A 25,469-nucleotide genomic window follows, 5' to 3' on the forward strand; every position below is an offset into this window, starting at 1 on the left:
CGGGACAAATACGCTGTTATACTAATTGCGAAGTGGTTTGCAAAAATCAGCAACAAGTATAACAATGGAATATCATTCCTACTCCACCCGTAACGTCCGCGCCACGCGCTGGTCCCCCACCTGCACCACCACGCGGTACAGCCCCGGCGCGCGGCCCAGCAGGGGTACTTCGGCTGTGCCCCCGGTTTCGGGCAGGCTCACGGGCTGCTCAAACACGACCGCGCCCTGGGCGTCTACGAGCGTGACGGTGGCCCGTGTCACTCCAGCCACCGCCGGCACCGCCACCGTGGCCCGGATATGGGCCGGGTTGGGGTACACGCTCACCTCGGCCAGCGGGACCTGCGCGTAGGCAGCGGGGCCGGTCAGAACGGCGGCGGCCACCAGGCCCAGCAACTGCCCCATCCGAGAAATTACAACCAAGCTTTTCATTACAAACCGGAAAAAGGCCGCGATGCAGCATAAAAAAGGCCCGCTTCTAACAGAAGCGGGCCTTTAAAATTGTGTGGGCTGCGAAATATTACCCCGCCGCCAGCGCCTCGGCACCGCCCACGATTTCGAGAATCTCGGTCGTGATGGCCGCCTGACGCGTCCGGTTGTAAGTCAGCTTGAGGGCCTTGAGCAGCTCCCCGGCGTTGTCGGTGGCTTTGTCCATGGCCGTCATGCGGGCACCGTGCTCCGAGGCGTTGCTTTCCAGCACCGCCTTGTAGAGCTGGATTTTGATGGACTGCGGAATCAGCGTCTGCACAATGTCCTGCTTGACGGGCTCGAACAGGTAATCCACGTTGGCCGTGGTTTCGGCCGTGGCGGGAGCCCCTACCGGCACCAGCGGCAGCAGCTGCTCGGTCCGGATAACCTGGGTGGCCACGTTACGGAACTCGTTGTACACCATCACCACCTCGTCGTAGGTGCCGGCCCGGAAGCCGTCCATGGCCACTTCGGCCGCCGCCCGCACCGTCTCGAACGACAGCTTGGCGAAAACGTGGGTGTAGTTGCCCACGATGTTGCCCTTACGGGTGTAGTAGTCGTGCGCCTTCTTGCCAATGGCCATCACCGAAATGCTGGCCGCTGGCAAGCTGGCGTAACGCTCCGCGATGAGGGCATTTACCCCCTTGAACACGTTCGAGTTGAACGCGCCCGCCAGGCCCCGGTCCGAGGTAATGGCAATAACCAGCACCTTGCGCACCTCGCGGACCACGCCGAACTCGCTGTCGGCAGCGGCATCAGCATTACGCGTCAGGTTAGCCAGAATAGTATTCAGCCGCTGCGCATAGGGCCGCATCCGGATAATGTTGTCCTGCGCGCGGCGCAGCTTGGCTGCCGCCACCATTTTCATGGCTTTGGTAATCTGCTGCGTGCTGCTCACCGACTGGATGCGGTTGCGGACTTCTTTTAGGTTGGCCATTTATTCGAGTTAATTAACCGTCATGCTGAGCGAAGCGCAGCGTAGTCGAAGCATCTCTACCGCCGCAGTATATTGATTACTTGGGCGGTAGAGATGCTTCACTGCGTTCAGCATGACGACCTTTTTTAATGCTTTCCTACTTCGCTGCGTAGTTTGCCGCCACGTCCTTGGCTACCTCGCGGATGGCCTTGGTGGCGCTATCATCCAGCTTGCCGGCCTTCAGGGCCTTCAGCACGTCGGGGTAGCGCGAGTTCATCACCTGGCCAAACTCCTTCTCGAATTCGCGCACGCGGTTCACGGGCACGGTATCGAGTAGGCCGTTGGTCGAAGCGTAGATGATGGCCACTTGGTCTTCCACCTTCACGGGCGAAAACTGGGGCTGCTTCAGAATCTCCAGGTTGCGGCGGCCGCGCTCAATGGTGAGCTTAGTCGAGGCATCGAGGTCGGAACCGAACTTGGCGAAGGCTTCCAGCTCGCGGAACTGGGCCTGGTCGAGCTTCAGCGTACCGGCCACTTTCTTCATCGACTTAATCTGGGCGTTGCCACCCACGCGCGATACCGAAATACCCACGTTGATGGCCGGACGCACACCCGAGTTGAACAGGTTGGTCTCGAGGAAAATCTGGCCGTCGGTGATGGAAATCACGTTGGTCGGGATGTAGGCCGATACGTCGCCGGCCTGCGTCTCAATCAGGGGCAATGCCGTGAGCGAACCGCCGCCTTTCACCAAGTGCTTGATGCTGTCGGGCAGGTCGTTCATGTTCTGCGCAATCTCGTCCGAAGCGTTGATTTTAGCCGCCCGCTCCAGCAAACGGCTGTGCAGGTAAAACACGTCACCGGGGTACGCCTCGCGTCCGGGAGGACGACGGAGCAGCAGCGACACCTCGCGGTAGGCCACGGCCTGCTTGCTCAAGTCGTCATACACCACGAGCGCAGGACGACCCGTGTCGCGGAAAAACTCGCCAATGGCCGCACCCGTGAAGGGCGCGTAGAACTGCAGCGGAGCGGGGTCAGCCGCCGAAGCCGCTACCACCACCGTATAGTCCATGGCACCGCCTTTGGTCAGCGACTGCACCACCTGAGCCACCGTCGAAGCCTTCTGGCCGATAGCGACGTAGATGCAGAACACGGGCTCGCCACGCTCAAAGAACTCGCGCTGGTTCAGGATGGTGTCGATGGCCACGGCCGACTTGCCCGTCTGGCGGTCACCGATAATCAGCTCGCGCTGACCCCGGCCAATCGGAATCATGGCGTCAATCGACTTGATGCCGGTTTGCATCGGCTCGGTTACGGGCTGACGGTAGATTACGCCGGGAGCCTTGCGCTCCAGGGGCATTTCGTACAGCTCGCCGGTGATGGGACCACGGCCGTCGATGGGATTGCCCAGCGTGTTGACCACGCGGCCCACAATGCCCTCGCCCACCTTGATGGAGGCAATTTTCTTGGTGCGCTTCACCGTGGCACCTTCCTGAATACCGGAGTAGTCGCCGAGCATTACGGCACCTACGTTGTCTTCTTCCAGGTTGAGCACAAGGGCCTGCAGGCCGTTCTCGAACTCAATCAGCTCGCCCGCCTGGGCTTTGCCCAATCCGTAGATGCGGGCCACGCCGTCGCCCACCTGCAACACGGTGCCGACTTCTTCCAGCTCGGCTTCGGACTTGAAATTGGACAGTTGCTGCCGCAGGATTGCGGAGACTTCATCCGGACGTACTTCTGCCATTGATTTGGGATGATGAGGTGATGCGGGTGATGGGCTATGAGGGGCGGAGAGGCTACCAAGGAGCAGGCCTTCTTCATTTCCTCATCACGACATCACTTTATCACTAGTTATTTGAGTAAGTATTTTCTTGCAAAGAAGTGCGCAGCTTGCGGAGGCTGGTGCGCACCGAATCATCAATCTGCTGGTCGCCCACCCGCAGCACGAAGCCGCCGATGAGGCTAGGGTCCACCTTTTCGGTGAGCTTGACCTCCGTAAGACCGGTTTGCTTAATCACCAGCTGCTCCAGCTCGTCCCGCAAGGCGGGCGTGAGCGGCGTGGCCGACGTGACTTGGGCGGTTTGAATGCCCTGCATCACGTTGTACTGCGCCTGAAACTCGGTGCCCATGCTTTCCAGCGCAGACTCCCGGTTTTTCTGGGTCAGGATGGTAAAGAACTGCATGGTCACGTCCGACACCTTGCCCTGAAAAATGGCGGTGAGGATGGCCAGCTTTTTATCGTGCTTCACAATCGGGTTGCGCAGCAACAAGCGTAAATCGCGGTTTTCGGCCACGGTCTTGCCCAGCAAGTCCATGTCCTGCTTCACCGTTTCCAGCGTGCCCATCTCCTTGCCCAAGTCGAGGAGCGACTTGGCGTAGCGGGCGGCTACTCGTTGGTCAGCCATATAGTTGGTTTTGTCATGCTGAGCTGGCGAAACATCTTATCAGGTTCGCACCACTCGGTAAGCTAAATCTGACGAAGGCAGCGGTGATAAGATGCTTCCTTCGCCAGCATGACAGACAGTTAATTAAGTTTTACGTCTTTCAAATACGAATCCACCAGCTGCGTTTGGGCAGTGGGGTCGGCCAGCTCGCGGCGCAGGATGCGCTCGGCGATGTCGACCGACAGCTTGGCGGCGGTATTTTTCACCTCAGCCAAAGCAAGGTTCTTCTCTTGCTGAATGGCTTCGCGAGCCTGCTGAATGATGGTGTTGGCTTCGGCCGTGGCGCGGGCCTTTTCGGCTTCGCGGTGCTGGTTGGCCATCACGGTAGCTTCCTGCATCATGCGGTCGCGCTCGAGGCGGGCGTCAGTCAGCAACTTCTCGTTGCCGGCTTTCAGCTGCTGCATCTCAACTTTGGCCTGGTCGGCCATGCGCAGGGCGCCTTCGATGTTGTCTTCGCGCTCTTTGAGCGCCAACAGAATGGGCTTCCAGGCAAACTTGCCCAGCAGAAACAGCACCAGCAGAAAAATAACCAGTTGCCAGAAAATCAGGCCGAGTTCAGGGGATAAAAAAGCTGGCAGCATTGATACGGTATAGGTAAGGGAAATCGAAAAATCCGACTAATCGACTACGCAGATTAGGAGCAGGTAAGCCCGCCGCGCCAACTGCACAAGCAGCAGCGGGCGGCGGGCTTCCAACTACTTCCGGGCCCGGAGCCCGGCCAGCACTAAACGAGTTTGGTCCAGATAAGTACGCAAACCACAACGGCGAACAAGCCCAGGCCTTCAATCAGAGCGGCGGCGATAATCATAGCCGTCTGGATTTTGCCCGAAGCTTCCGGCTGACGGCCGATAGCATCCATGGCGCTGCCGCCAATGCGGCCAATGCCCAGGCCTACGCCCAAAGCCACCAAACCTGCACCGATACCGGCACCCATCACGGCCAAACCAGGACCGTAGTTACTTGCCATGGCAACAGCCTGCAAAAACAAAGAAAGAAGCATAATAAAAAAAGAAAATGGGGAAAAAGAAAAAGTTCGTCAGTCCCGCAGCGGGGGGGAGGGGATTACTACGGACTGGCCGAAACAGCTAGTTGGCGGGCGGCGAGCGCCCGGCCGATTAAGTCAGATTAGTGGGCAACGTGCGTGGAGGGCGAACCGTCGTCGTAGCCCATCTGCATGTCGGCATCGTGGTGGTCTTCTACCGCGCCACCGATGTACATGGCGGTGAGCAGGGTGAAGATGAAGGCCTGCAGAATGGCCACCAGCAGTTCGAGGATGTTGATAAACAAGCCGAACGCGATGGTGACCGGAGCCACAGCCCACGACTTAAAGATGAACACCAGGCTAATGAAGCTCAACACCACGATGTGTCCGGCCGTGATGTTGGCGAACAGACGAATCATAAGCGAGAAGGGCTTGGTGAAGATGCCCAGAAACTCAACGATAATCATGATGGGCAACAACGGCTTTGGCACGCCGGGCGTGGCAAAAATGTGGGCCCAGTAGTATTTGTTGCTGGAAGCCAGCGTAATAACCAGCGTCATTACGGCCAGCACCATGGTCACGGCAATGTTGCCGCTCAGGTTGGCCGCGCCGGGCATCAGGCCCAGCAGGTTATTGAACCAGATGAAGAAGAAGGCCGTGAGCAGGTACGGCATGTAGCGCTCGTACTTGGGGCCGATGTTCTTCTTGGCCACTTCATCGCGGATGAAGATGATAACCGGCTCGAAGAAGGACTGCACGCCTTTGGGAGCACGGCCCTGGTTGCGGCTGTAGCCCCGCGCTACGGTGGTGAAAACCAGCAGCATGAGCACGGCGCTAATCAGCAGCGAGGCGGTGTTTTTGGTAATCGAGAAGTCGTACACCTTGCTGCCGTCGAGGGCAACCAGCTTGTCGTGCTCCAGCTTGAGGCCGTTGTAGCTTTGGCCGTGGGCCAACTTGCCACCCGAGAACGTGCTCAGGCCCGCGCCGGGCTGGTAGGCGATGATTGGCAGCGGCAAGCTTACGTGGGTGGCGTGTTCGCCGGCGCCCAGGGTGGCCAGATGCCACTCGTGAGAATCACCGATATGCTCCAAAATCATTTCGCCGGGATTGAAGCCTTCCCCCTTGGCGCCCTCAGTGGCGGGTTCGTTGGCGAAAACGGACAGGGATACGAAGCAAAGAAGAATCGAGAGTAAACGCTTCATTCAAAGTTAATTAATGAGTAATTTCGGGCTAACGCGCTATGTTTGCGCCACTTGCTTTCCTGAAATCGGCCGCAAGTTACTCAAAGTAGCCCAGATTTCAAACCCGGCCCACGAAAAGTACAGGATGAAGAAGGCGCCGAGGAAGGTCCAGATGCCCCGCGGCTCGCGCGCAATTCCGCTGGCCAGCAGCCACGTGACCAGGCCTAGCGACACCAGCAGCCGCACCGTCATGCCGATGAGGTAGCCCATACCAAGGTTATCGGGCGAGCGGGCTACCAGGCGCGCCGTGAGGCTGTAGGCGAACCAAGTGAGGACAGCCATCACCACGAAAATGAGTCCCGTACGCGGGTGCACTACCGCCGGACCGTACACGAGGTGCAGCCCGAAAATGAGCAGGGCCAGCCCGCCGCCAAAAATCAAAAACTGGCGCAGGAACTGCATCATAATAGTACTCTTTATTAAATCGACGAGGGGCCGCGCTTACTCCACGTCTTTGGTGAGGCTGCGGATGACTTGCAGCAGTGCGACCAGCACCCCGAGCAGCATGAGCCCGATGGTGAACCAGGGATTGCGCATGTGGTACCGCGCATCGAGCCAGGTGCCCAGCCAGGTACTGCCGCCGATGATGGCCAGCATCTGAAAAGCCAGGCCCGAATACTTCGCGAACGCGCGGAGGCGGTTGGAACCGGGCGGCGGATACTCGGGCGGGGTGGGCATGGAACTGAGCGAAAAGCGGCCCGGCAAAGTTACGCCGCGAACGGGGCTACGTTTGCCCCGGGAAAAACGTAATTTTACCCGTTCGGCTTCGTTATCTGACTGGGCCGACGAACATTTTCGGCTGCTTTGGACGTTCCGGCTGCTCTGGCTCGTCCTTTCCTTCGCTCTTGACTTTGACACATCAACTGCTGATTTACCGCTGGGCGACGCTGCTCCTGGCCCTGCTGGGGCTGGGCGCGGCGGGTTGCGCATCGGACAAAAACCTGGTGGCGCACGCGTTCAACAACGTGGCGGCCCGGGACAACGCCTACTTTCTGGCCCGCGAAAAGCTGCACGCCGCGGAGGGCAAGCTGTATGGCAGCCGGGTGAACGACTACAACCAAACGCTGCCGCTGTTCCCGACGCTGGACAGCACCAGCGTGCGCGCCAACCGGGCCGAGCTGAACGACATCATCAAGAAGGCCTCGATGCCGATTCAGCACCGGGCGGGCTCCGACTGGACCGATGACGCCTACATTCTGGTAGGTTGGTCGCGGTTTTATCAGATGCAGTTTGACGACGCGGCACTCACATTTAAGTATGTGAACTCGACCAGCAAGGACGCCAACGCCAAGCACGAAGCGCTGATTGGGTTGATGCGCACCTTTGTAGCGCAGGGCGAAATGGAGAGCGCCAAAGCAGTATCCGACTTGTTGGACAAGGAAACTGGCCTGCCGCAGGATGCGCGCCAGTTGTTTCTGACCCGCGCCGATTACTACATCCGCACCGGGGAGCCGGCCAAGGCCATTCCGCAGCTGGAAAAGGCCATTCCGCTAATTGAGCTCAAGAACGAGCGGTCGCGGACGCGCTACGTGCTGGCGCAGCTCTACCAGGACGCCAGCGAGAACAAGAAGGCCTACGAGCAGATTGCCCAGATTCTGAAGCGCAACCCGCCGTACGAGTTGGACTTTCAGTCGAAGCTGATGCTGGCGCAGGTGTCGGAGCTGAGCCCCCAGGACCGGATAAAGCTTGACAAGAACTTCGCGGGCCTGCTAAAGGACCTCAAGAACAAGGATTACCGCGACAAGATTTACTACGAGATGGCGCGGCTGAACTACCGCGAGCAGAACTACCCGGCGGCGCTGAAGCTGCTGCGCCAGTCCATTGCCGCTACTACCACCAACCGCCTGCAAAAGAGCTATACCTACCTGCTGGCGGGCCGCATCTACTACGAAAACCTGCAGAAATACCGCCTGGCCGCCGCTTACTACGACAGCACGGTGCAGACCCTGGCCCCCGATGCCCGCACCTACGCCACCATCAAAGAGCGGAGCGACATCCTCAAGGAATTCGCCAAACAGTACACCGTTATTGAAACGCAGGATAGCCTGCAAGCGCTGGCCCGCTTGAGTGGCGACGACCTCACGCAGCGCCTCAACCAGTATGCCGACGCCGAAATAATAGCGAAGCAGAAGGACGCTGCCCGCCTAGCAGTAATTCAGAAAACCCAGGAGCGGGCCGCCGAAATTGCTTCGCGCACCACCAGCAGCAGCAGTTCTTTGGGCTCGTCATTGCCCGGCGGCGCTCCGGCACCCGACCTGATGGCTTTCGACCCCACCGCGTCAGGCACGGGGGCCAGGTGGTACTTCGACAATCCCGCCACGCTGGGCACGGCCCGCGCCGATTTCCTGCGGAAGTACGGCGACCGGCAGCTGCAAGACAACTGGCGCACCAACCGGCAGTCGAGCAGCTCGCCCAATGCTCCTACCAACGGCGGCGCGCCGGTAGCGGTGACCGGCAACGACAACACCCGCGTGAACGGCGGCACCGGCCCCGACTCGGCGGCGACGGCCGCCGTGGCCAACCCCGACGCGGAAAAGCAGACGCTGGTTGCCCAGTACCGCAAAGACCTGCCCCTGACGCCCCAAATGCTTCAGGCTTCGGATAAGCAGGTGGAGGCGGCCCTGTACGAGTTGGGCGGCATCTACAAAGAGCAGCTGAAGGAGCGGGATAAAGGCATTGAGACCTATGCAAAGCAAGTAGCCCGCTACGAGCGCGGCGAGCACGCCCCCGATGCCTACTACCTGCTGTACCTGCACTACAAGGACAAGCCCGACGCGGCCAAGATGGCGCAGTACGCGGCAGCCCTGCAACGGGAATTCCCAACTTCGCTCTACGCCAAGCTGATTGCTGACCCCCTGTACCGCGAGCACCAGCTGGCGCTGCACAACGCCGTGGCCAGCCGCGTCGATTCGGCTTTCACCTACTACAAAAACCAGGAGTTTCGCAAGGCCACGGCCGTGCTGGCCCGCACCGACAAGCAGTACCCCAAGAGCGACCTGAGCGACCGGGTGGCCTACCTGCAAACCTTGCTCATCATCCGTACCCAGCCCCCGCTCACGGCCCGTACCTCGGTGGAGAAGTTTTATAAGGACTTCCCCGATAGCCCGCTGGTGCCACAAGCACAGGCCCTGGCCCAAGCGTATCAGCGGCGCGAAACGGGCGAAATTGCCGGGGCGCTGGCCTCGACGGAGAAGCCGGTCATCTCCATCTTCCGGCCCGGTGAGATTGATAACCGCATGCGCATTGTGTACCGCGAAGACGAAAGCCCGGCCAAAGCAATAAAACCTGCGGCGGCTCCCCCCGCAGCCCCAGAGCCGAATAAAGCGGTTCCCGTGCCCAATGCGCCCTTGAAAACGCCCGCGCCGACCAGCGCTGCGTTACCTGCCCCATTGGTGGGGAAGGCAACGGTTGCCGAAACTGCCCCGGCAAAGAACCAGCCCGCCAATTCGGCCCCGGCCCCCACAACCTTGCCGCCTACGCCGGCCCCGGCGGCCCCGGCTCCCGCCAGCACCACTGGCCCGGCTCCTGCGGTGCCCACGGCTCCGGCCACGGCCTACACCACCCAGCTCAGCGGGGCGCACGCCGTGGTACTAGTATTTGCCAAGGCCACGCCCGCTGCTGCCGACCTGACCACTCAATTGGGCACGTACAATAACCGGTTTTTTCGGGCCAGCAACCTGCAAATAGCCGCCCAGCCGCTGGGCACCGACCAGGACCTGGTGGTGGTGCGGGCGCTGCCGGGGGCCAAAGTGGCCCAGAGCTACGCCACCAAGCTGCGCGGGCCGCAGTCGCCGCTGGCGCGCCTGCGCGGAGCGGGCTACCAGGCGGTGGTTATCAGCCTGGAAAACCTGACGCTGCTGCAAGCCACCGGCGATTTGACCGGGTATTTAAGTTTTTATCAGCGCGTATATAAGTGAGTTAAAAGGTAGGGGTTATGAGTTATGAGTTGGCAGTCGGACCTTTGCTGCAGGACCGGGCTTACCTCCTTTGGCAAACTCATAAATCCCAACTCCTAACTTCTAACGTTAACGAATGCCCGCTTCCTCCCCTGCCCGTCGCCCCAAGCCGCTAGCCCCCAACCCAGCGCGTGCGGGGCGGTTCACGGCGTTCACGCGCACTATGTGGCTGCTGTTTGGCGCGGGCGTGGTGGGACTGAGCCTGTTTGTGCTGGCCGTGAATGGCAACTTCCTGAACCTGTTTGGGCGCATGCCCAACCTCAAAACCCTGGAAAACCCACGCTCGGAGCTGGCCTCTGAGATATATTCGGCCGATGGGGTGCTGCTGGGCAAGTACTTCCGCGAGAACCGCACGCCCGCCGAGTTCAAGGATTTGCCCCAGAACCTGGTCGATGCCCTCATCGCCACCGAAGACGTGCGGTTTGAGCAGCATTCGGGCATCGACATGAAGAGCATCGTGCGGGCCGTGGCCGGCGTGGCCACGTTCAACCGTAACGGCGGCGGCTCCACGCTCACCCAGCAGGTGGCCAAGGTGCTGTTCAAAACCCGCCCCGGCGAGCAAAGCAACCTCAACGACGGCCTGCTCAACGGCAGCGGCAAGGTGGGCCTGCTCATCACCAAAGCCAAGGAATGGCTGCTGGCCATCCGGCTGGAACGCAACTACACCAAGCGCGAAATTCTGCGCATGTACCTCAATACTGTGGAGTACGGCTCGAACTCGTTCGGCATCAACACCGCGGCCAAAACCTTCTTCAACAAGAAGCCCAAGGACCTGACCACTCCCGAAGCCGCCACGCTGGTGGGCATCGTGAACGCGCCGGGCCGGTTCAGTCCCATTGCGCACCCCGTGCGCTCGCGGCTGCGCCGCAACTGGGTGCTGCGCCAGATGGCCAAGTCCAACTACATCACCGATGCCGAGCTGGCGGCTGACACGGCCAAGCCCATCGTGTTGCACTACTCCGTGGAGAACCCCACCAAGGGCCTGGCGCCCTACTTCCGGTCGGAGGTGGCCAAGTCGCTTATCGCCTGGGCCAAGGAGACGGACCACGACCTCTACGCCGATGGCCTGAAAATCTACACCACCATCGATTCGCGGATGCAGACCTACGCCGAAAAGTCGTTGGCTGAGCACCTGACCTTGCAGCAAAAATGGTTTACGGCCCACTGGAAGGGCCAATTGCCCTGGCGCGACGAAAACGGCAAGGTCATCCCCAACTTCCTCAACATCGCCATGCGCCGCACCCAGCGCTACAAGTCACTGATGAATATCCACGACGGCAACCGCGATTCCGTCAATTATTACCTGCGCAAGAAGTACAAGATGCAGGTATTCACCTGGCAGGGCGAGAAGGAAATGTTCATGTCGCCGCTCGACTCGCTGGCCTACTACAAGCGCTACCTGCGAGCTGGCTTTATGGCCATGAACCCGCTCAATGGCCAGATTAAGGCTTGGGTGGGCGGCCCCAACTACAAGTTTTTCAAGTTCGACCACGTGCGCCAGGGCAAGCGCCAGCCTGGCTCCACGTTCAAGCCCATTGTGTACGTGGCGGCCATCGACCAAAACTACTCGCCCTGCTACCCGCGGCCCGACGTGGCCACCACGTTTCCGGCCGTGGCCGGCCGCGCCGCCTACACCCCCCGCAACTTTGAGGGTGTATTCACGGGGCGCACCTTCACGCTACGACAGGCGTTGGCCCGCTCCATGAACTCCATCACGGCCTGGCTGGTGATGAAGCTCACGCCCGAAACCATCGTGAGCTACGCCAAGCGCCTAGGCATCACCTCGCCCATCGAGGCCGTGCCCTCCATGGGCTTCGGCACGTCCGATTGCAGCATCTTCGAGCTGTGCGGGGCCTACTCCACCTTCGTCAACAAGGGCGTCTGGACGTCGCCCATCATGGTCACGCGCATTGAGGACAAGAACGGCAACGTGCTGCGCGAATTCGTGCCCCAGACCAAGGAAGTGCTCAGCGAAGAAACGGCCTACATCATGACCAACATGCTGCAGGCCAGCACCACCGAGCCCGGCGGCACCAGCACCATCCTGCACACCGGCTTCAAGTTTCCGTATGAAATCGGGGCCAAAACCGGCACCACCAGCAACTACTCCGATGGCTGGTTTATGGGCATCACCCCCGACCTGGTCTGCGGCATGTGGATTGGCGGCGAAGACCGCAGCATCCACTTCCGCACCGGCACCTACGGCCAGGGTGCGCGCCTGGCCCTGCCGCTCTACGGCCTCTTTATGCAAAAGGTGTACAAGGACAAGAGCATCGGCATCAGCACCGCGCCTTTCCCCAAACCCGCCGCCCCGCTCGGCATCGAAATCGACTGCTCGAAATACTACGGCGGCCAGCGCGACACCATTCCCGCCGACCAAAAGATGCAGGTGCCCGACGCCGGCGCTCTCAACGACGAGGACATCTAAGCCCCACCACGCGCGAGATGCTCCCCACCACTACGCAGACGGCCCCCACCGGAAACCCATTGCTTCCCCATCCGCGTTAGGTAATTCCCCGCGCCGTCCCAATCAGCGCAATCACGGTTCATCAGCGATAATCTGCGATTTATGGCAGCTAACCCCGAGCTACAAGCCCTCATCAATGCCCTGCCCCATAAGCCCGGCGTGTACAAGTACTTCGATGACGAAGGCATCATCTACGTGGGCAAGGCCATCGACCTGCGCAAGCGCGTGAGCAGCTATTTCACCAAGCAGGACCACAACAAGAAGACCCAGCAGCTGGTCCGCAATATTAAGCGTCTCGAATTCACGATTGTTGATTCCGAGTCCGATGCCTTTTTGCTTGAAAACAACCTCATCAAGCAGCACCAGCCTAAGTACAACATTCTGCTCAAGGACGGCAAAACGTACCCTTTTCTCTGCCTCACCAACGAGCGGTTCCCGCGCCTCATCCCCACCCGCAACAAAATCAACGACGGCTCGCGTTACTACGGCCCCTACGCCAACGGCACGGCCCTCAACGTGCTGCTGGAACTCATTCGGGCCCTCTATCCCCTGCGCACCTGCAACTTCAATCTGAGCCCGCAAAACGTGGCCGCCAGCAAGTTCAAAGTCTGCCTCGAATACCACCTCGGCAACTGCAAAGGCCCCTGCGAGGGCCACGAAGACGAAGCCGAGTACGACGCCTACATCCAGCAAATCCGTCAGATTCTCAACGGCGACCTGCGCATTCCCAAGCAGTACTTCCGCGAGCGCATGGCCGCCGCCGCCCAGGATATGCAGTACGAGCTGGCCCACCAGTTCAAGCAGAAACTCGATAAGATTGAGGCCTTCCAGGCCAAGAGCACCATCGTCAGCGACACGCTCACCAACATCGACGTCTTCGCCATCGCCAGCAACGAGAAATCCGGCTTCATCACCTACCTCAAGGTCATGAACGGCTCCATCATCCTCACCCAATCCCTGGAAGTAACCAAAAAGCTGGACGAAGACGACGTCGAAATTCTCGCGCCGCTCATCATGCAGATGCGGCAGGAATTCAAGAGCGAGTCGCGCGAAATCCTCACCAACGTAGCCCTGGAGCTACCCTTACCCGGCGTCACCGTCGCCGTTCCGCAAATCGGCGACAAGCGCAAGCTGCTGGAGCTCGCCCTCAAAAACGTGCTCTACGCCCGCAAGGAAAAGGAAAGCATGAACGAGCGCAGCAAGGACCTCAACGAGGTGCGCATCATGGAAACCATCAAAAAGGACCTGCGCCTCACCGAGCTGCCCAAGCACATCGAGTGCTTCGACAACTCCAACTTTCAGGGCGATAATCCTGTGGCCGCCATGGTCTGCTTCCGCAACGCCAAACCCAGCAAAAAGGACTACCGCCACTACCACATCAAAACCGTCATCGGCCCCAACGACTTCGACTCGATGTACGAAGTCGTCACGCGCCGCTACCGCCGCTTGGTCGACGAAGGGGCCAGCCTGCCCCAACTGGTCATCGTCGATGGCGGCAAGGGCCAGCTTAGCATGGCCGTCAAAGCCCTGAAAGACCTCAATCTCTGGGGCCAGATTCCCGTCATCGGCATCGCCAAGCGCCTCGAAGAAATCTACGTCCCCAACGACCCGCTGCCTCTCTACATTGATAAAAAGAGCGAGTCCCTGCGCCTCATTCAGCGCATGCGCGACGAAGTCCACCGCTTCGGCATTACCTTCCACCGCTCCCGCCGCGATGCCGGCACCCTCAAAACCGAGCTCACCGACGTGAAAGGCCTCGGCCCCGTCACCGCCGACAAGCTCCTCAACAAATTCAAGTCCGTCAAGAAAATCCGCGAGCTCTCCGAAACCGAGCTAATCGCTGAAGTAGGCAAAGCCAAAACCGCAATTCTCCAAACCTACTTCGCCCAAAACGAGGCCCCGTCGCATCCCATGCCCGCCCGGCAACTCCCCGACTAAATCAGTTTCGTCAACACAAAAAAGGCCCTCGCATTACTGCGAGGGCCTTTTTTGTGTTGAAATTATCTAAATCCCTAGAAACTCCACAGGTTGTACTCGTACTCAATCAGGTCAGCTGAAGTCTGCTGAGCAGCCAGGATACCCTGCTGGGCACCGCCGTAGATATCGTCCAAGCGGCTGTCACCAGCATTTGAAACCTTGGTGATGTAGGAATTGAACAACCACAATTCGAAAGCATCAGCCAGATTCTTATGCTGAGCATCGTTCTCGGCATTGAACCAAATGGCGTTCTGTGGATTTGCGCGGAACACCTTCACCAAGTCGCTGTACTTGAACGTACCAATTGGCTTCTCAATACCCGACGTGTTCATGGCCAGCGTCGATGGCACCAGCAGCGTGATGGACTTAATATCGTGGTACATTCTCGACCTTTTCTTGTCGAAAATCATATCCTCTTTCACCTCCATCTCATACAGGTCCTTGTACCGGTATTGATTGCCAACTGGAGCGGCAGCCACAGCTACGGCTGCGGGAGCCGCCACCATAATCACCTTGCCTTTTTTATCCTTCATCGGCTTGCCAGCGGCATTCAGCTTCGGCACTTTCTTGGCAGCAGCCTTCTTTGATGCCGGGGCACCCCAGTCGTCGCCGCCACCGCCAAGGTCCTTCTCGCTGAAACCAGCAGCCTTTTCCTCGTCGCTAAGCTTTAGTGCCTCGTCCGCATACGACATATTGCCGGACACTTCCTGGGGGTTAAAAGTCGAGGTCAACGAATCGTTTTTGTAAGCCTGCAGCTCGCCATGCTTCACTGCTTCCATGATAATCCGGCTGATTTCTTTGCCTTCCGAAAACATGGGCTTGTTCTGCTTCTCACGCAAGTCTACCTGCCGCCAAATGCTCTTGCGGAACATCTGGTCGGACGGCGGAATCGGCCGGTGCGAACCGGTGCTGCTTGCCGTAGTAGCCTGCTCCTGAGCTGAGGCCGATACTGACAGAGCTAAACCTGCCGCGATAACGGCCAACGTGTGCATAGATTTCATAACGGGCAAAAGCAAATTGGCTTTAAGATAGTTCGCTAACGTGGCTAGGCCACAGATATTATAGCAGGGGGATGTTGAACTGCTTGGAGATGTTCACCGTCTCCACTGTGCCCTGGAAGTTCTGGCGCTGTACTTCCTTCACCTCCACGTAGATACGGTCACCTTCGCGGTAAGCGTTAACCACGTCGCTCAAGTCGGCCGTAGGGCCGCTGATGGTTTTGGTTTGCAAAGCGGGGCGACGGCCACGTACCAGCGTCACTTCGTAGCGCGATACGCGGTAGCGGGCATCATCCGGCAGGAAAGTCGCAAAGCCAGCGTCCGGAATAGCACGCAGATTCATCGAGCGCACAGCGGTACCGGGGGTACCCTGCTTCTCATTCACCGGACGGCCACCCACGAAGCATTCAATGGTAGGCTTAGGAATAGGACGAACCTGGAAAGTCTGCGAACCAATGGCGTTACCACCGCTACTTACGTTCAAGGTCACTTCCTTCGAATTCGGAATCAGCGTCACGTCGCCCAACTTAGCACCGGGCAACACCGAAGCCCCCGAAGCCGAGAAGCCGGGCTTATACTGCGCACCCAGAGCGGGCACCGATACATTCAGCTTGTTGCCGCACTTGAAGTACAGCGCCTGCACCGAAGCTGACTGAATTTGCATCACCGGTTTGGTGATGGTGTAAGGCACTTTCACGGTGAAGGTCGTATCCCGGCCGTTCTGGTTGAAGCGGATAGTACCAGTCCACGAAGATTTGGCGTTACCGGAAGCATCGAACCCACCGGGGCGAGCTGTAAACTCCACCTTGCCTTTGCCATCTGCACTAACTGGCAGCGAACTGCCATTCAGCGTCATCCGGGGGCTGATGCTGGAGGCCGAAGCCGTAAGGAACAGCTCAGCCTTATACTTGGTACCAGCAGCCACCGTGTTCGATTCAGCGCTGGCGAAAGCGCCAATCTTGTCGAATACGATGGTTTTAGCACCTACTTTCTGCGCCTGCGCCGATAGGGCTTCGGCTTCGTACTTCAGTACCTCGGTTTCTTTCTGCGAGATGGTAGCCAAAGCTGCTACCACGGGCGTGTTCTCGAAGTTCAGTTCGGCGAAGTTTTTCGTTTTCTGGGACTTCTCGGTGACGCGGGTATCCTCTTTGCCGTCCAGCGCGAGTGGGCTTGCGCTTGGCACGTACTTCTTGATGAAGGTTGAGTAATCGTTCAGTTTTGGCTTCAACTCAGTGTAAGCCAAGCCGTTATTTTTGCCACCCAGCATCGTGATTGCTACCTTGTCTTCGCCACTCAGGTTGGTCATTTCCGGACCAGTGTTCTCGGTAGCTTTCAGCAGTTTCTCACGCAGGCCGCGCAAGTAGGCGGTCATCTCCTTCGTCTTGCTGCGAATTTCTTCGCTTTCCTGCAACACCGTTTTATCACGAGCTTGGTTCTGATTTTTCAGAACAGCCGCCTGAATGCCTTTGATGGTACCATCGGCTGCCACTGAAGTTTTATCGTTTACGCCCAAAAGGCTGTCGTCGATAAACTTAAACTTCAGCAGAATCGCTGAGTTCACTTGGAGCGCCAGAAGGGCGGTTAGCACGAGGTACATCATGCCAATCATCTTCTGCCGCGGGGTTTCTTTTCCGCCTGCCATTATCTGTTTCCGCTAATATTGGATAAAGAACTAAATTGCTGCCGAAGCAATTAGGCTTGGGCTGGAGCCCGCATGGCGTTCAGCATGTTGCCGTACACACGGTTGAGCGAAGTCAGGTTGCCCGTCAGGTCAGCTACTTGCTTCTGGAACTGCTCGGTGTCTTTACCAGCCTGGGTCATGTTCTCCATGGCGTGGCTCAGCGTGCCGTAGAATTGGTTCATGGACTTCAAGTGCGTATTGGCATCCTGCAGCTCCATTTCGTACACCGCGTTCAGAGCGCCCAAGTTCTTGGTCACGTTCTGCACCTGCATGTGGTACTCTTTAGCATCCGAAGTAGCGTTCGACATGGCCGAAATAGCTTCTACCGTGTTGCCATAAGCTATGTTAATTTTGTCGAGCGAATCGGCCGCCGAGCGTACTTTCTTCGTGTACTCATCGGTTACGTTGGCAGCTTCGCCCAACTGTGACATCTGCGAAGTAGTGGTGCTGAGGCGGTTCAGGCCCTGGCCCAGGCTAGTGAGGGCCTCTGGCGTTACATTAGCGTTTTTCAGCATATCGTCAAGCTTCATCGTCAGGCCTTTAGCGCTGTTATCACCCAACTGCTTGCCACCCGTCGAAGAGTCGTAGCCTTCATTCAGTTCCGGATACACCAGGCTCCAATCGTGCTCGTGGGGCTGTGGCTGGAATGCGCTCAAGGCAAAAATCACGGCTTCCGTACCAAGGCCTACAATCAGCATGGTATCAGCACCAGCCCAGTGCTCAATTTTAAACAAGGCACCGACGATTACAACGGCCGCGCCAAGGCCGTAGATTTTGGGCATCAGGGTGTCGTAGAGAAAACTTTTTTGGGCTGCCATGATATTTTACGATTGAAAGGGATTGAAGAAGGTATCCGGAGAGAGTAGTGAATTAGGTGGCAGATGCCGTTTGTTTTCTAGTTGAGTGCGCTGTTGGTACCCATGCCGATTTGAATCATCGAGCAGCGGAAGCCGATGTAGGAACGGGCCGAATCCTGGTATTCAAAGTTGCGAGTGCCCGTTTCGAGAAAGTAAGCAATGTCTTTCCACGAGCCACCACGCACCACCTTACGAGGTTCGTTATCGTCAGGATTGGTGGGGTTCAAATCCCATACCACCGGCACGGAAGCTTCCATGTAAGCATCATCGCACCATTCCGACACGTTGCCGGCCATGTCATACAAGCCGAAGTCGTTGGGGAAGAACGAACCTACTTCCGCAGTGTAAGCAAAGCCGTCGGAGGCATAGTCGCCACGACCAGGCTTAAAGTTAGCCAGCATGCAGCCCTTGCTGTTGCGCAAGTAGGGACCACCCCAGGGGTAGGTAGCAAGGTTACGGCCTCCACGAGCAGCGTACTCCCATTCAGCCTCGGAAGGCAAGCGGAAGTTCGGGTCGTTGGCGTAGCCGGTTTCCTCACGTGCCGCGTTGCGGAACTTGGTGCGCCAGTTGCAGAAATACTTGGCGGCAAACCAGTCCACACCCACTACCGGATAGTCATCGAAAGCAGGGTGGGTGTAGTAGTACTCCAGCAGGGGGTCGCCCATGTGGTAAGTGAAGTCGCGCACCCATACCGTGGTATCGGGATACAACTCGGTCATCACATATTCTTCGCCGAGCACATCCAGCGAATCCTGCTTGATAGCATCGACGAACTGGCGGTATTCATTGTTGGTGATTTCGGTTTCGTCCATGTAGAAGCCGGCGATAGTCACCTGCTTATTCATGTTTACCATCGACGCGGAAATATCTTGGTCGGTCTGGCCCATGTGGAAAGTGCCGCCGGGGCAAGGCACCATGCCGAGCGGCACTTCTTGCGGGATGAACATAAGGCGGTCTTCGGCACCAACAAGGTCACCCTGAGGACCTTTGCCAAAGCCACACCCACCCAATAATGCCCCGGAGATAGCGAAAAGGGATATTGCTAGAAGCTTGTTCATGAGAGTTAGAAATTCTGTTTTAATTGCCGGTACCGCTAAAGTACATTTAGATGGGCTGACAAATCTACACTTTTTTAGGGTGCTGTGCAATAGCCATCATTATCTGTATGCGACCAAATTGGGCATAAACACGCTGAATAGCGCAAATAACTCGATTAATCTGTTTTACGGGCGGTTTGCCCGGATAAAATTTATCCTAACTGAATAGGATAATGCCACTTTACAGGCTGTACCGCAAAATAGGAAAATTAGAAGCTGTAGCGCGGTGTGCGAATGGCTGGCCGGGTAACCATGCCCGGTTTAGGCAAGCGGTAGGAGAACATAATTTCTTGCGAGCTGAACGCCCGGGCTGCTTGGTTGAACGCAATGAAGTCGAACGCGTAGCCCAGACGCATAGCATTATCCTTGCCAAAGCTCCCACCCAACAGACCCGAAACGGATTCCTCGTGGCGATAGTTGGCACCTATCCAATATTTATCGTCGATTGTGGCTCTAACGCCACCTTCAAAAGAGTAGTTCTTCGTGTTATCAAATTTGCTTTTGCTCGAAAAATTGCCTGGCAGCACTGCCTTTACCAAGACTATTGGCGTGACTACAACGGAAGATGAGGCATCAATATTATATCCGGCCGTGAAGTAGGCGTGGTTTTCTGCCAGGTATTTGCTAGGTATGCCTTTGGCACCTGCGCTCTTGAACGAGTACTCGGAACGCAACAGATTATTCATGCTGATGCCGGCATAGAACTTCGGCGCTTCGTACCAGATACCCGCACCAGCATCCAGCTTGTTATCCGAGGCATCTTTGGGCACGTTAATATCTTCGGGGTCAATGGCATTATAAGTGCCTTTGCTGAGGTAAGTATAGATGCCCTGGATACCAATACCCAGTTTACCTGAGCCCAGTTTCACATGCTGCGAATACGACAGCGCCGCGTTAGTCATTTTCGACTGGCCCACCTGGTCGTAGTACACGGCCAAGCCAACGCCACCGCTGATGGCGAGAATCGGCAGGGAAACCGTAATCAGGCCCGTGCGGGGTGACCCCCCTCCATCAAAAGTCCCGCTGTAGTTCAGGTACTGGTAGCGTCCAATCAGGTTAACCTCCCCTTGGCCCTTGATGCCCGCGTAGGCAGGGTTCAGCGACATGCCGTTGAGGCCGTAGTGGGTGAACTGGGGCTGCTGCTGGGCAAGCGCCGAACCCGCTGCGGCCGTGAGCAGCAAGGTTGCGAGTAAAGTTCCTTTCATATTGGCGGAGGGGGCAGTGAGGGTGGAAAGAAGAAGGTGTGTGGAGATGGACGCCAGGGAAATAGTAGCTTCCAAATGTAAGGCGAAATCAGTTTCCAAAAAATTCAACCAAAAAAACCGGCGCAAAAATTATTTGCGCCGGTTGTCACTTGCTTAAAAACGCTTTAAGTAGTGCTTTTAGTACTTTGGGAAGCTGCTTTTCCGGTTTCGGGCTGGGTGTGCCGCCGGATATATGCCTCGATGGCCCCCGTCATTGACGGCGCGTTGGGATGCGGAGCCTCAATGTCGAGAATCAGCCCCGCATCAACGACAGCTTTGGCGGTGGTAGGGCCAAACGCTGCAATGCGGGTACCTTCTTGCACAAAGTCGGGAAAGTTGATGAACAGGGAGGTGATGCCGGAAGGACTGAAGAAAGCAATGCAGTCGTACTTCACTTCGGCAAGGTCCGACAGGTCGCTGGCTACCGTGCGGTAGATGACAGCCTCCGAAAACTTCAGGTTGTTGGCCCGCATGAACACGGGCAGGTCATCCTTGCGGATGTCGGAGCACGGGTAAAGAAAGGTCTCGCCCTTGTGTTTTTTGATGACATCGAACAGGTCGGCAGCCGTGCGCTCGCCAACGAAAAGCTTGCGTTTGCGCAGGACGATGTACTTCTGGAGATAGTTAGCCGTCTGCTCAGAAATACAGAAGTACTTCATTTCAGCCGGCATTTCCAGCTTGGCTTCCTGGCAGATGCGAAAAAAATGGTCAACGGCATTCCGGCTGGTAAAAATAACAGCTGTGAATTCCAATATATTTATTTTTTCGCGCCGAAAATCCTTGTAGGAAACGGGCTGCACATCGATAAACTCCCTGAAGTCCACTTTAATGCCGTATTTCTCGGCGATGGCAAAGTAGGGAGAAACGTCGTTTGTGGGCTTGGGCTGGGTAACCAGGATGCTCTTAATGCGCGTGGCGTGCCGGCCTGTGCCCGGCTTATCTGCACTCTCGGCCATACAGGAAGAAAAGGGTAATGCTAGGACAATAGGAAGAGGAAAATGAACTACCGCGAACAGACTAGCCTTGGCTAATTAGTACGTGAACACAATAAGTTTAAGAAGAACCAGTAAAGGCAGAACTTCAGTGGCACAAAGGTAGGCAAACAAATGCAGATTCAGCAGCGAGGCATGGTGGTGCAACGTCTGGGCTACACGTAACACGGTACCGATGAGGACTATCCCGATGACGGCGCTAGCAGCCCACGTCACGGCGCGCGGAAAACCACCGTTGAGGCTGAGGTAGAGCAGCAGGGCCAACGGCAGAAACAGCCCCGACAGCAGGGTGGTGCGCAAAAACTCCCGGTACTGCACATTGACGAGGGGTTGCAGTCCAAAAATATAAGCTAAAATACTGATATAAATATATTTGCCAAATACAAAAATGGTAATGACAACCGTGTAAAGGAGCACCCGGGCTACAATGGCAGTTTCGGGTACGTCGAAGAAGCGCCGCAGGAGCGGCAGGTTCTGCAGGTCGGTGTGGATGGCGGTGAGCAGCAGGGCGAACGAGAGCGCAAACAGCAACACCAGCAGCAGATTGAGGAGTGAGAACGCCGGCTTGGCAAGAAAAGCCTGTTGGTCACTGCCACTGCCAAACAGCTCATCAATCTGAAAAATGCGCGCCAGACCGGGCTGGTAGGTGGCGCGCACGGCCCCGTAGGACAGACCCAGCACGAGCAGGAAGCCCAAGTACACCGTCTGGCCCTGGGGACCGGGCAGGCGGGGTTGGGCCTGCCCTACTTCGTTCTGAGAACGGCCGGCAAGCGTGCTGGGAAGAATTACGCCCGAGAAGGAAGCCAAAGCGGGCGCACCGTCGGGCTGCCACACGGCCAGTAAGTGGTTGCCATCGGCTAGGCGAGCGGGCAACAACTGCGCGAGGTTGAGGGAATAGGTAGTAGCCGTGCGCGCCGTGAAAATGAGTTGATTATCTAAAAACAAACTCAAGCCCGGCTGAGCGGCAAACGAGAGCGGGAAGGACTGACTATGACTCACGCGCACCCACTGATAGTAGACGCGCGCGGGCTGGTGGTAGCTGGGCAGGTAGAAGATGAGGCGATTCCGGGCCGCATCGTGAATGAGCCAGTCGGCTGAAAGCGCGGTGGGGGCAGCGGGGGGCAACTGGCGGTACTCGCTAGCCCGCACCGGAGAAGCCGCAGCAGCCAATAGCAACAGGCTCCACAGCCATTGCCAGCAGGTGCGTAAGGAGCCGTGGGCTAGCATGGAAGACGTTACTGAGCGTTTTCGGACGCCATGAGCTGGCGGCGGGAAATCCGGCTCTGGTACACGCCAAAAAAGACGCTCAGCAGCGCCGAAAAGATGACCAACGCGACAATAAGTATCGTGTTGCCAAAGTAGGCAAACCGGATGACCAGCATTGCCACCAGCACATTGAGCAAGCCCAGAAGTAGCACCGTACTGATTTGCGAAAAGCCCATGGCCAGAATGCGGTGATGAATGTGGTTTTTGTCGGGAGAAAAGGGTGAACGACCGGCCAGCATACGCAGCGAGAACACCCGAATGGTATCAAAAAGTGGCACGAACAGGATGCCGACTGCCACTGACGGCGCCGACGAACCGAAAGGCTGGCCCACCCGAACCCCCATTTCAATAAACTGAATGGCCAGCACCGACACAATGAAGCCACAAACCAACGAGCCCGTGTCACCCATGAAAATGGGCGCCCGGTGAAAATTATAGCGGAGAAACCCTAATAAGCCCCCAATGAGACAGATGGCTACATAGGCAAAATTGCTGTAGTCCGGGCCGCCGTAGGCATAGAAGTAGTAGCCAAAGGTGCCGCAGACAATCAGCACGATGGTACCCGCGAGGCCATCGAGGCCATCGATAAGGTTGATGGCATTGGTGATGCCCACAATGACCCCCAACGTGAAGGCGTAGCTAACGCCAATGGGCAGCACGCCAACGCCCAGAATGCCCTGAAAACTGGTGATGCGCACATCGGCCATCACCATGACAATACCAGTGGCCAATAGCTGGCCCACGAATTTTTTGGAAACCGACATGCCGACCAGGTCATCCTTCAGGCCCACAAAAAACAGGATGATGCAACCGGCCAACAGCTCTTTGGCACCGTTTTGCAAAGGGGCGAAAATGGTGAGCGCCGACATGAAGCCGGCGAATACCGCTACGCCCCCCAGGCGCGGCGTGAGCGACTGGTGCACGGTGCGGCCATTGGGCGTATCGAGCATGTTTTTGAGATGGGCGATATAGATGATGGACGGCACCGCAAACAGTGACACCAGCAACGCCCACATCCAAGATAAACCCAAAGAAATATCGAGATGATTCATCGGCAATACGTTAGAAAAAGAGGCAGTAGAAGCCCACAGGAAAGCTGCGGGGTGAAAGAGCGACGGGAGCTTAACTATGCAGAACGCCTACCTTATCGAGCAAGGCAATTTGGGTAAAATTATCAGCCACAATAGAATCGGGCACAAAAATAAATTTCTTATCAAAAATCTGGTCACCCCGGTAGTAGCTCACCCAATACTGATTGTTGAGGTGAAACAGGGCTGAGTCCAAGGGTTCGACGGGAACAGCGGCGTGAGGTGGAACTTCCTCAAAGAGAAAGCGCAGCGTGGAAGTACGCACCTTTTCGCCGTCTTCCTTCAGGCCGTAGCCGTTGGCATTGATGATGACATTTTGCAGGGGAAATGGATTGTGATTGAGCAGGTAAACCTGCCAGATGGACTGGCCTTCGGGCATGAGGGCCTGCTCATCGGGAACGACGGCCACAGAAACGCCTTCGACCGGGTCAAACGAAATATCTTGCTTCACGAACCGTGGATTTAACTGATTTACGGATAATTAATAGGTGTTGGATGCAGCGGGCTGAGCGCCTAACAGTTCCAGCAAGTGCGGCAGCAGGCGCTCCTGCACTTCGGTTACCGATACGGCCGCGCCGCCTCCCAACTCTTGTGCCAGAGAGGTCACGGCCTTGTCGGTGATGCCGCAGGGCACGATGTGGCCGAAATACGTGAGGTCGGGATTCACGTTGAGCGCGAAGCCGTGCAACGTGACCCAGCGGCTGCACTTGACCCCGAGGGCGCAGATTTTGCGCGGGTTGGGGGCACCTGCTTCCCAGCCCAGCCACACGCCGGTGAGGCCAACAATGCGGCCGGCATTCAGGCCATAGTCAGCCAGGGTGCGGATTACCACCTCCTCCAACGTGCGCAGGTACCAGTGAATGTCGGGCCGGAAGTTATCGAGGTCGACAATGGGGTAGCCCACCAACTGGCCAGGGCCGTGGTAGGTGATATCGCCCCCGCGGTTGATTCGGTGGAAGCTGGCTTCGTGAGCCAAAAGGGCGGCTTCATCGAGCAGCAAGTGCTCGGGCTTGCCGCTTTTGCCTAAGGTGTAGGTGTGCGGATGCTCGCAGAGCAGCAAGTGGTTGGGCGTGGGTACGGGGGCCGCGCCGGTGGTTTCAGCCAAGCGGTTTTGGCTTTTGATGGCCAGGGTGGCGTCCATCAATGCTTCCTGTAGCTGCCAGGTGGGCACGTACTCAACCAAGCCCAAGCGCTGCACCTGGACTACCTGGTTGCGGGCGGGGAGCTGAGGAGCGTCGAACAACTGCGACGAGAACTGTTCTTCTGGAGCAGAGGCCATGGTGGGAGTTAGTGAAACCGGGCGCAAAGGTACTAAGGCGGGTAAGCTTTAGCTTGCGCCTTCCTTCGGTTGGCCTGCGCTTACTTGCGGCCGCTTCCCACCCTTCACTACCCACGGCGCTGCCCCTCTCCCATGGCCCACGCTCCTCACGAACTAGGCCAAGCCGGCGAAGCAGCCGCGGCCGACCACTTCCTGGCTCAAGGCTTTGAGGTAGTTGCGCGGAGCTACCGCCACGGCCGGGCCGAAGTAGACCTCGTGTTGCGACGCGGTACCGAGCTGCTGGTATTTGCCGAAGTAAAAACCCGCTCCTCAAGCCAGTTTGGCACGCCCGAAACCTTTGTTTCGGCGCGCAAGAAAGAGCTGTTTCGATTGGCCGCCACGCACCTACAGGAGGAGTTGGACTGGCGCGGCGACATCCGCTTCGACATCGTGGCCCTGACCTTACTCTGCCAGGGGTTTCGAATTGAGCACTTTGAGGATGCCTTTTATTGAGGTGCTGATTCTGCCCGCTGCCCGCTAGCA

Annotated in this window: 23 protein-coding genes; 4 read left to right on the top strand and 19 right to left on the bottom strand. The window is 57.6% G+C overall.

The window, feature by feature from the left end; all coding sequences use genetic code 11:
• Window positions 1–78 precede the first annotated feature (78 nt).
• From IEW17_RS05695 to IEW17_RS05735, 9 genes are all read right to left on the bottom strand, one after another.
• On the bottom strand, window positions 79–429 hold the full coding sequence (locus IEW17_RS05695) for a T9SS type A sorting domain-containing protein (protein WP_188561065.1): 351 nt from the start codon (window positions 427–429) through the stop codon (window positions 79–81).
• A gap of 88 nt (window positions 430–517) precedes the next feature.
• Complete coding sequence (gene atpG, locus IEW17_RS05700; RefSeq protein WP_188561066.1) at window positions 518–1,402, bottom strand: ATP synthase F1 subunit gamma; 885 nt, start codon at window positions 1,400–1,402, stop codon at window positions 518–520.
• Between the two features lie 136 nt (window positions 1,403–1,538).
• Entirely contained in the window at window positions 1,539–3,122 is a 1,584-nt protein-coding gene (atpA, locus tag IEW17_RS05705) for a F0F1 ATP synthase subunit alpha (RefSeq protein ID WP_188561067.1), read from the bottom strand.
• A 103-nt stretch (window positions 3,123–3,225) separates the two neighbouring features.
• Window positions 3,226–3,783 carry an ATP synthase F1 subunit delta gene (gene atpH, locus IEW17_RS05710; RefSeq protein WP_188561068.1) on the bottom strand — a complete coding sequence of 186 codons (558 nt, stop codon included), beginning with the start codon at window positions 3,781–3,783 and terminating at the stop codon, window positions 3,226–3,228.
• 119 nt (window positions 3,784–3,902) lie between these two features.
• The gene (gene atpF, locus IEW17_RS05715) at window positions 3,903–4,403 is read right to left on the bottom strand and encodes a F0F1 ATP synthase subunit B (RefSeq protein ID WP_188561069.1); all 501 of its coding nucleotides are present in this window, start codon (window positions 4,401–4,403) and stop codon (window positions 3,903–3,905) included.
• Window positions 4,404–4,546: 143 nt separating this feature from the next.
• Window positions 4,547–4,822 (bottom strand): ATP synthase F0 subunit C, encoded by a 276-nt coding sequence (gene atpE, locus IEW17_RS05720; protein ID WP_188561070.1) that lies wholly within the window; start codon window positions 4,820–4,822, stop codon window positions 4,547–4,549.
• 125 nt (window positions 4,823–4,947) lie between these two features.
• Entirely contained in the window at window positions 4,948–6,006 is a 1,059-nt protein-coding gene (atpB, locus tag IEW17_RS05725) for a F0F1 ATP synthase subunit A (RefSeq protein ID WP_188561071.1), read from the bottom strand.
• A 36-nt stretch (window positions 6,007–6,042) separates the two neighbouring features.
• Window positions 6,043–6,450, bottom strand: a complete 408-nt coding sequence (locus tag IEW17_RS05730) for a hypothetical protein (protein ID WP_188561072.1) — start codon at window positions 6,448–6,450, stop codon at window positions 6,043–6,045.
• Between the two features lie 36 nt (window positions 6,451–6,486).
• Window positions 6,487–6,723: an AtpZ/AtpI family protein gene (locus IEW17_RS05735; protein WP_188561073.1), complete on the bottom strand. Its 237-nt coding sequence runs from the start codon at window positions 6,721–6,723 to the stop codon at window positions 6,487–6,489.
• A gap of 167 nt (window positions 6,724–6,890) precedes the next feature.
• On the opposite strand from IEW17_RS05735, the gene porW reads away from it, so the two are divergent.
• From porW to uvrC, 3 genes are all read left to right on the top strand, one after another.
• The gene (gene porW / locus IEW17_RS05740; protein ID WP_188561074.1) at window positions 6,891–9,962 is read left to right on the top strand and encodes a type IX secretion system periplasmic lipoprotein PorW/SprE; all 3,072 of its coding nucleotides are present in this window, start codon (window positions 6,891–6,893) and stop codon (window positions 9,960–9,962) included.
• Window positions 9,963–10,077: 115 nt separating this feature from the next.
• Complete coding sequence (locus IEW17_RS05745; protein WP_308420600.1) at window positions 10,078–12,429, top strand: penicillin-binding protein 1A; 2,352 nt, start codon at window positions 10,078–10,080, stop codon at window positions 12,427–12,429.
• A gap of 141 nt (window positions 12,430–12,570) precedes the next feature.
• Entirely contained in the window at window positions 12,571–14,406 is a 1,836-nt protein-coding gene (gene uvrC / locus IEW17_RS05750; protein ID WP_188561075.1) for an excinuclease ABC subunit UvrC, read from the top strand.
• Between the two features lie 74 nt (window positions 14,407–14,480).
• Here the strand turns inward: uvrC and porN are convergent, their stop codons facing one another.
• From porN to lipB, 10 genes are all read right to left on the bottom strand, one after another.
• The gene (porN, locus tag IEW17_RS05755) at window positions 14,481–15,446 is read right to left on the bottom strand and encodes a type IX secretion system ring subunit PorN/GldN (RefSeq protein WP_188561076.1); all 966 of its coding nucleotides are present in this window, start codon (window positions 15,444–15,446) and stop codon (window positions 14,481–14,483) included.
• A gap of 58 nt (window positions 15,447–15,504) precedes the next feature.
• Complete coding sequence (porM, locus tag IEW17_RS05760) at window positions 15,505–17,085, bottom strand: type IX secretion system motor protein PorM/GldM (RefSeq protein WP_188561077.1); 1,581 nt, start codon at window positions 17,083–17,085, stop codon at window positions 15,505–15,507.
• 50 nt (window positions 17,086–17,135) lie between these two features.
• Complete coding sequence (gene porL / locus IEW17_RS05765; protein WP_229748830.1) at window positions 17,136–17,942, bottom strand: type IX secretion system motor protein PorL/GldL; 807 nt, start codon at window positions 17,940–17,942, stop codon at window positions 17,136–17,138.
• Window positions 17,943–18,019: 77 nt separating this feature from the next.
• The gene (gene porK / locus IEW17_RS05770; RefSeq protein WP_188561078.1) at window positions 18,020–19,039 is read right to left on the bottom strand and encodes a T9SS ring complex lipoprotein PorK/GldK; all 1,020 of its coding nucleotides are present in this window, start codon (window positions 19,037–19,039) and stop codon (window positions 18,020–18,022) included.
• Window positions 19,040–19,287: 248 nt separating this feature from the next.
• Entirely contained in the window at window positions 19,288–20,382 is a 1,095-nt protein-coding gene (locus tag IEW17_RS05775; protein WP_229748831.1) for a PorP/SprF family type IX secretion system membrane protein, read from the bottom strand.
• Between the two features lie 65 nt (window positions 20,383–20,447).
• Window positions 20,448–21,278, bottom strand: coding sequence for a uroporphyrinogen-III synthase (locus IEW17_RS05780; RefSeq protein ID WP_188561079.1), 831 nt, complete (start codon window positions 21,276–21,278; stop codon window positions 20,448–20,450).
• 75 nt (window positions 21,279–21,353) lie between these two features.
• Window positions 21,354–22,541 carry a DUF4271 domain-containing protein gene (locus tag IEW17_RS05785; RefSeq protein WP_188561080.1) on the bottom strand — a complete coding sequence of 396 codons (1,188 nt, stop codon included), beginning with the start codon at window positions 22,539–22,541 and terminating at the stop codon, window positions 21,354–21,356.
• A gap of 8 nt (window positions 22,542–22,549) precedes the next feature.
• On the bottom strand, window positions 22,550–23,611 hold the full coding sequence (locus IEW17_RS05790; RefSeq protein WP_229748832.1) for an MraY family glycosyltransferase: 1,062 nt from the start codon (window positions 23,609–23,611) through the stop codon (window positions 22,550–22,552).
• Between the two features lie 91 nt (window positions 23,612–23,702).
• Window positions 23,703–24,119, bottom strand: a complete 417-nt coding sequence (locus IEW17_RS05795) for a hypothetical protein (protein ID WP_188561081.1) — start codon at window positions 24,117–24,119, stop codon at window positions 23,703–23,705.
• A 30-nt stretch (window positions 24,120–24,149) separates the two neighbouring features.
• Window positions 24,150–24,947, bottom strand: coding sequence for a lipoyl(octanoyl) transferase LipB (gene lipB / locus IEW17_RS05800; protein WP_188561082.1), 798 nt, complete (start codon window positions 24,945–24,947; stop codon window positions 24,150–24,152).
• A gap of 132 nt (window positions 24,948–25,079) precedes the next feature.
• On the opposite strand from lipB, the gene IEW17_RS05805 reads away from it, so the two are divergent.
• On the top strand, window positions 25,080–25,439 hold the full coding sequence (locus IEW17_RS05805) for a YraN family protein (protein ID WP_188561083.1): 360 nt from the start codon (window positions 25,080–25,082) through the stop codon (window positions 25,437–25,439).
• Window positions 25,440–25,469 lie beyond the last annotated feature (30 nt).

This window comes from Hymenobacter frigidus (assembly GCF_014640435.1).
Classification (GTDB): Bacteria; Bacteroidota; Bacteroidia; order Cytophagales; family Hymenobacteraceae; genus Hymenobacter; species Hymenobacter frigidus.

Coding starts and splice junctions, on each gene's coding strand:
- porL (WP_229748830.1), bottom strand. CDS start 17,942: ATGGCAGCCCAAAAAAGTTTTCTCTACGACACCCTGATGCCCAAAATC.
- atpG (WP_188561066.1), bottom strand. CDS start 1,402: ATGGCCAACCTAAAAGAAGTCCGCAACCGCATCCAGTCGGTGAGCAGC.
- IEW17_RS05745 (WP_308420600.1), top strand. CDS start 10,078: ATGCCCGCTTCCTCCCCTGCCCGTCGCCCCAAGCCGCTAGCCCCCAAC.
- porN (WP_188561076.1), bottom strand. CDS start 15,446: ATGAAATCTATGCACACGTTGGCCGTTATCGCGGCAGGTTTAGCTCTG.
- IEW17_RS05785 (WP_188561080.1), bottom strand. CDS start 22,541: ATGCTAGCCCACGGCTCCTTACGCACCTGCTGGCAATGGCTGTGGAGC.
- IEW17_RS05735 (WP_188561073.1), bottom strand. CDS start 6,723: ATGCCCACCCCGCCCGAGTATCCGCCGCCCGGTTCCAACCGCCTCCGC.
- atpF (WP_188561069.1), bottom strand. CDS start 4,403: ATGCTGCCAGCTTTTTTATCCCCTGAACTCGGCCTGATTTTCTGGCAA.
- IEW17_RS05695 (WP_188561065.1), bottom strand. CDS start 429: ATGAAAAGCTTGGTTGTAATTTCTCGGATGGGGCAGTTGCTGGGCCTG.
- IEW17_RS05805 (WP_188561083.1), top strand. CDS start 25,080: ATGGCCCACGCTCCTCACGAACTAGGCCAAGCCGGCGAAGCAGCCGCG.
- IEW17_RS05780 (WP_188561079.1), bottom strand. CDS start 21,278: ATGGCCGAGAGTGCAGATAAGCCGGGCACAGGCCGGCACGCCACGCGC.
- porK (WP_188561078.1), bottom strand. CDS start 19,039: ATGAACAAGCTTCTAGCAATATCCCTTTTCGCTATCTCCGGGGCATTA.
- atpH (WP_188561068.1), bottom strand. CDS start 3,783: ATGGCTGACCAACGAGTAGCCGCCCGCTACGCCAAGTCGCTCCTCGAC.
- atpB (WP_188561071.1), bottom strand. CDS start 6,006: ATGAAGCGTTTACTCTCGATTCTTCTTTGCTTCGTATCCCTGTCCGTT.
- atpA (WP_188561067.1), bottom strand. CDS start 3,122: ATGGCAGAAGTACGTCCGGATGAAGTCTCCGCAATCCTGCGGCAGCAA.
- uvrC (WP_188561075.1), top strand. CDS start 12,571: ATGGCAGCTAACCCCGAGCTACAAGCCCTCATCAATGCCCTGCCCCAT.
- lipB (WP_188561082.1), bottom strand. CDS start 24,947: ATGGCCTCTGCTCCAGAAGAACAGTTCTCGTCGCAGTTGTTCGACGCT.
- atpE (WP_188561070.1), bottom strand. CDS start 4,822: ATGCTTCTTTCTTTGTTTTTGCAGGCTGTTGCCATGGCAAGTAACTAC.
- porM (WP_188561077.1), bottom strand. CDS start 17,085: ATGGCAGGCGGAAAAGAAACCCCGCGGCAGAAGATGATTGGCATGATG.
- IEW17_RS05730 (WP_188561072.1), bottom strand. CDS start 6,450: ATGATGCAGTTCCTGCGCCAGTTTTTGATTTTTGGCGGCGGGCTGGCC.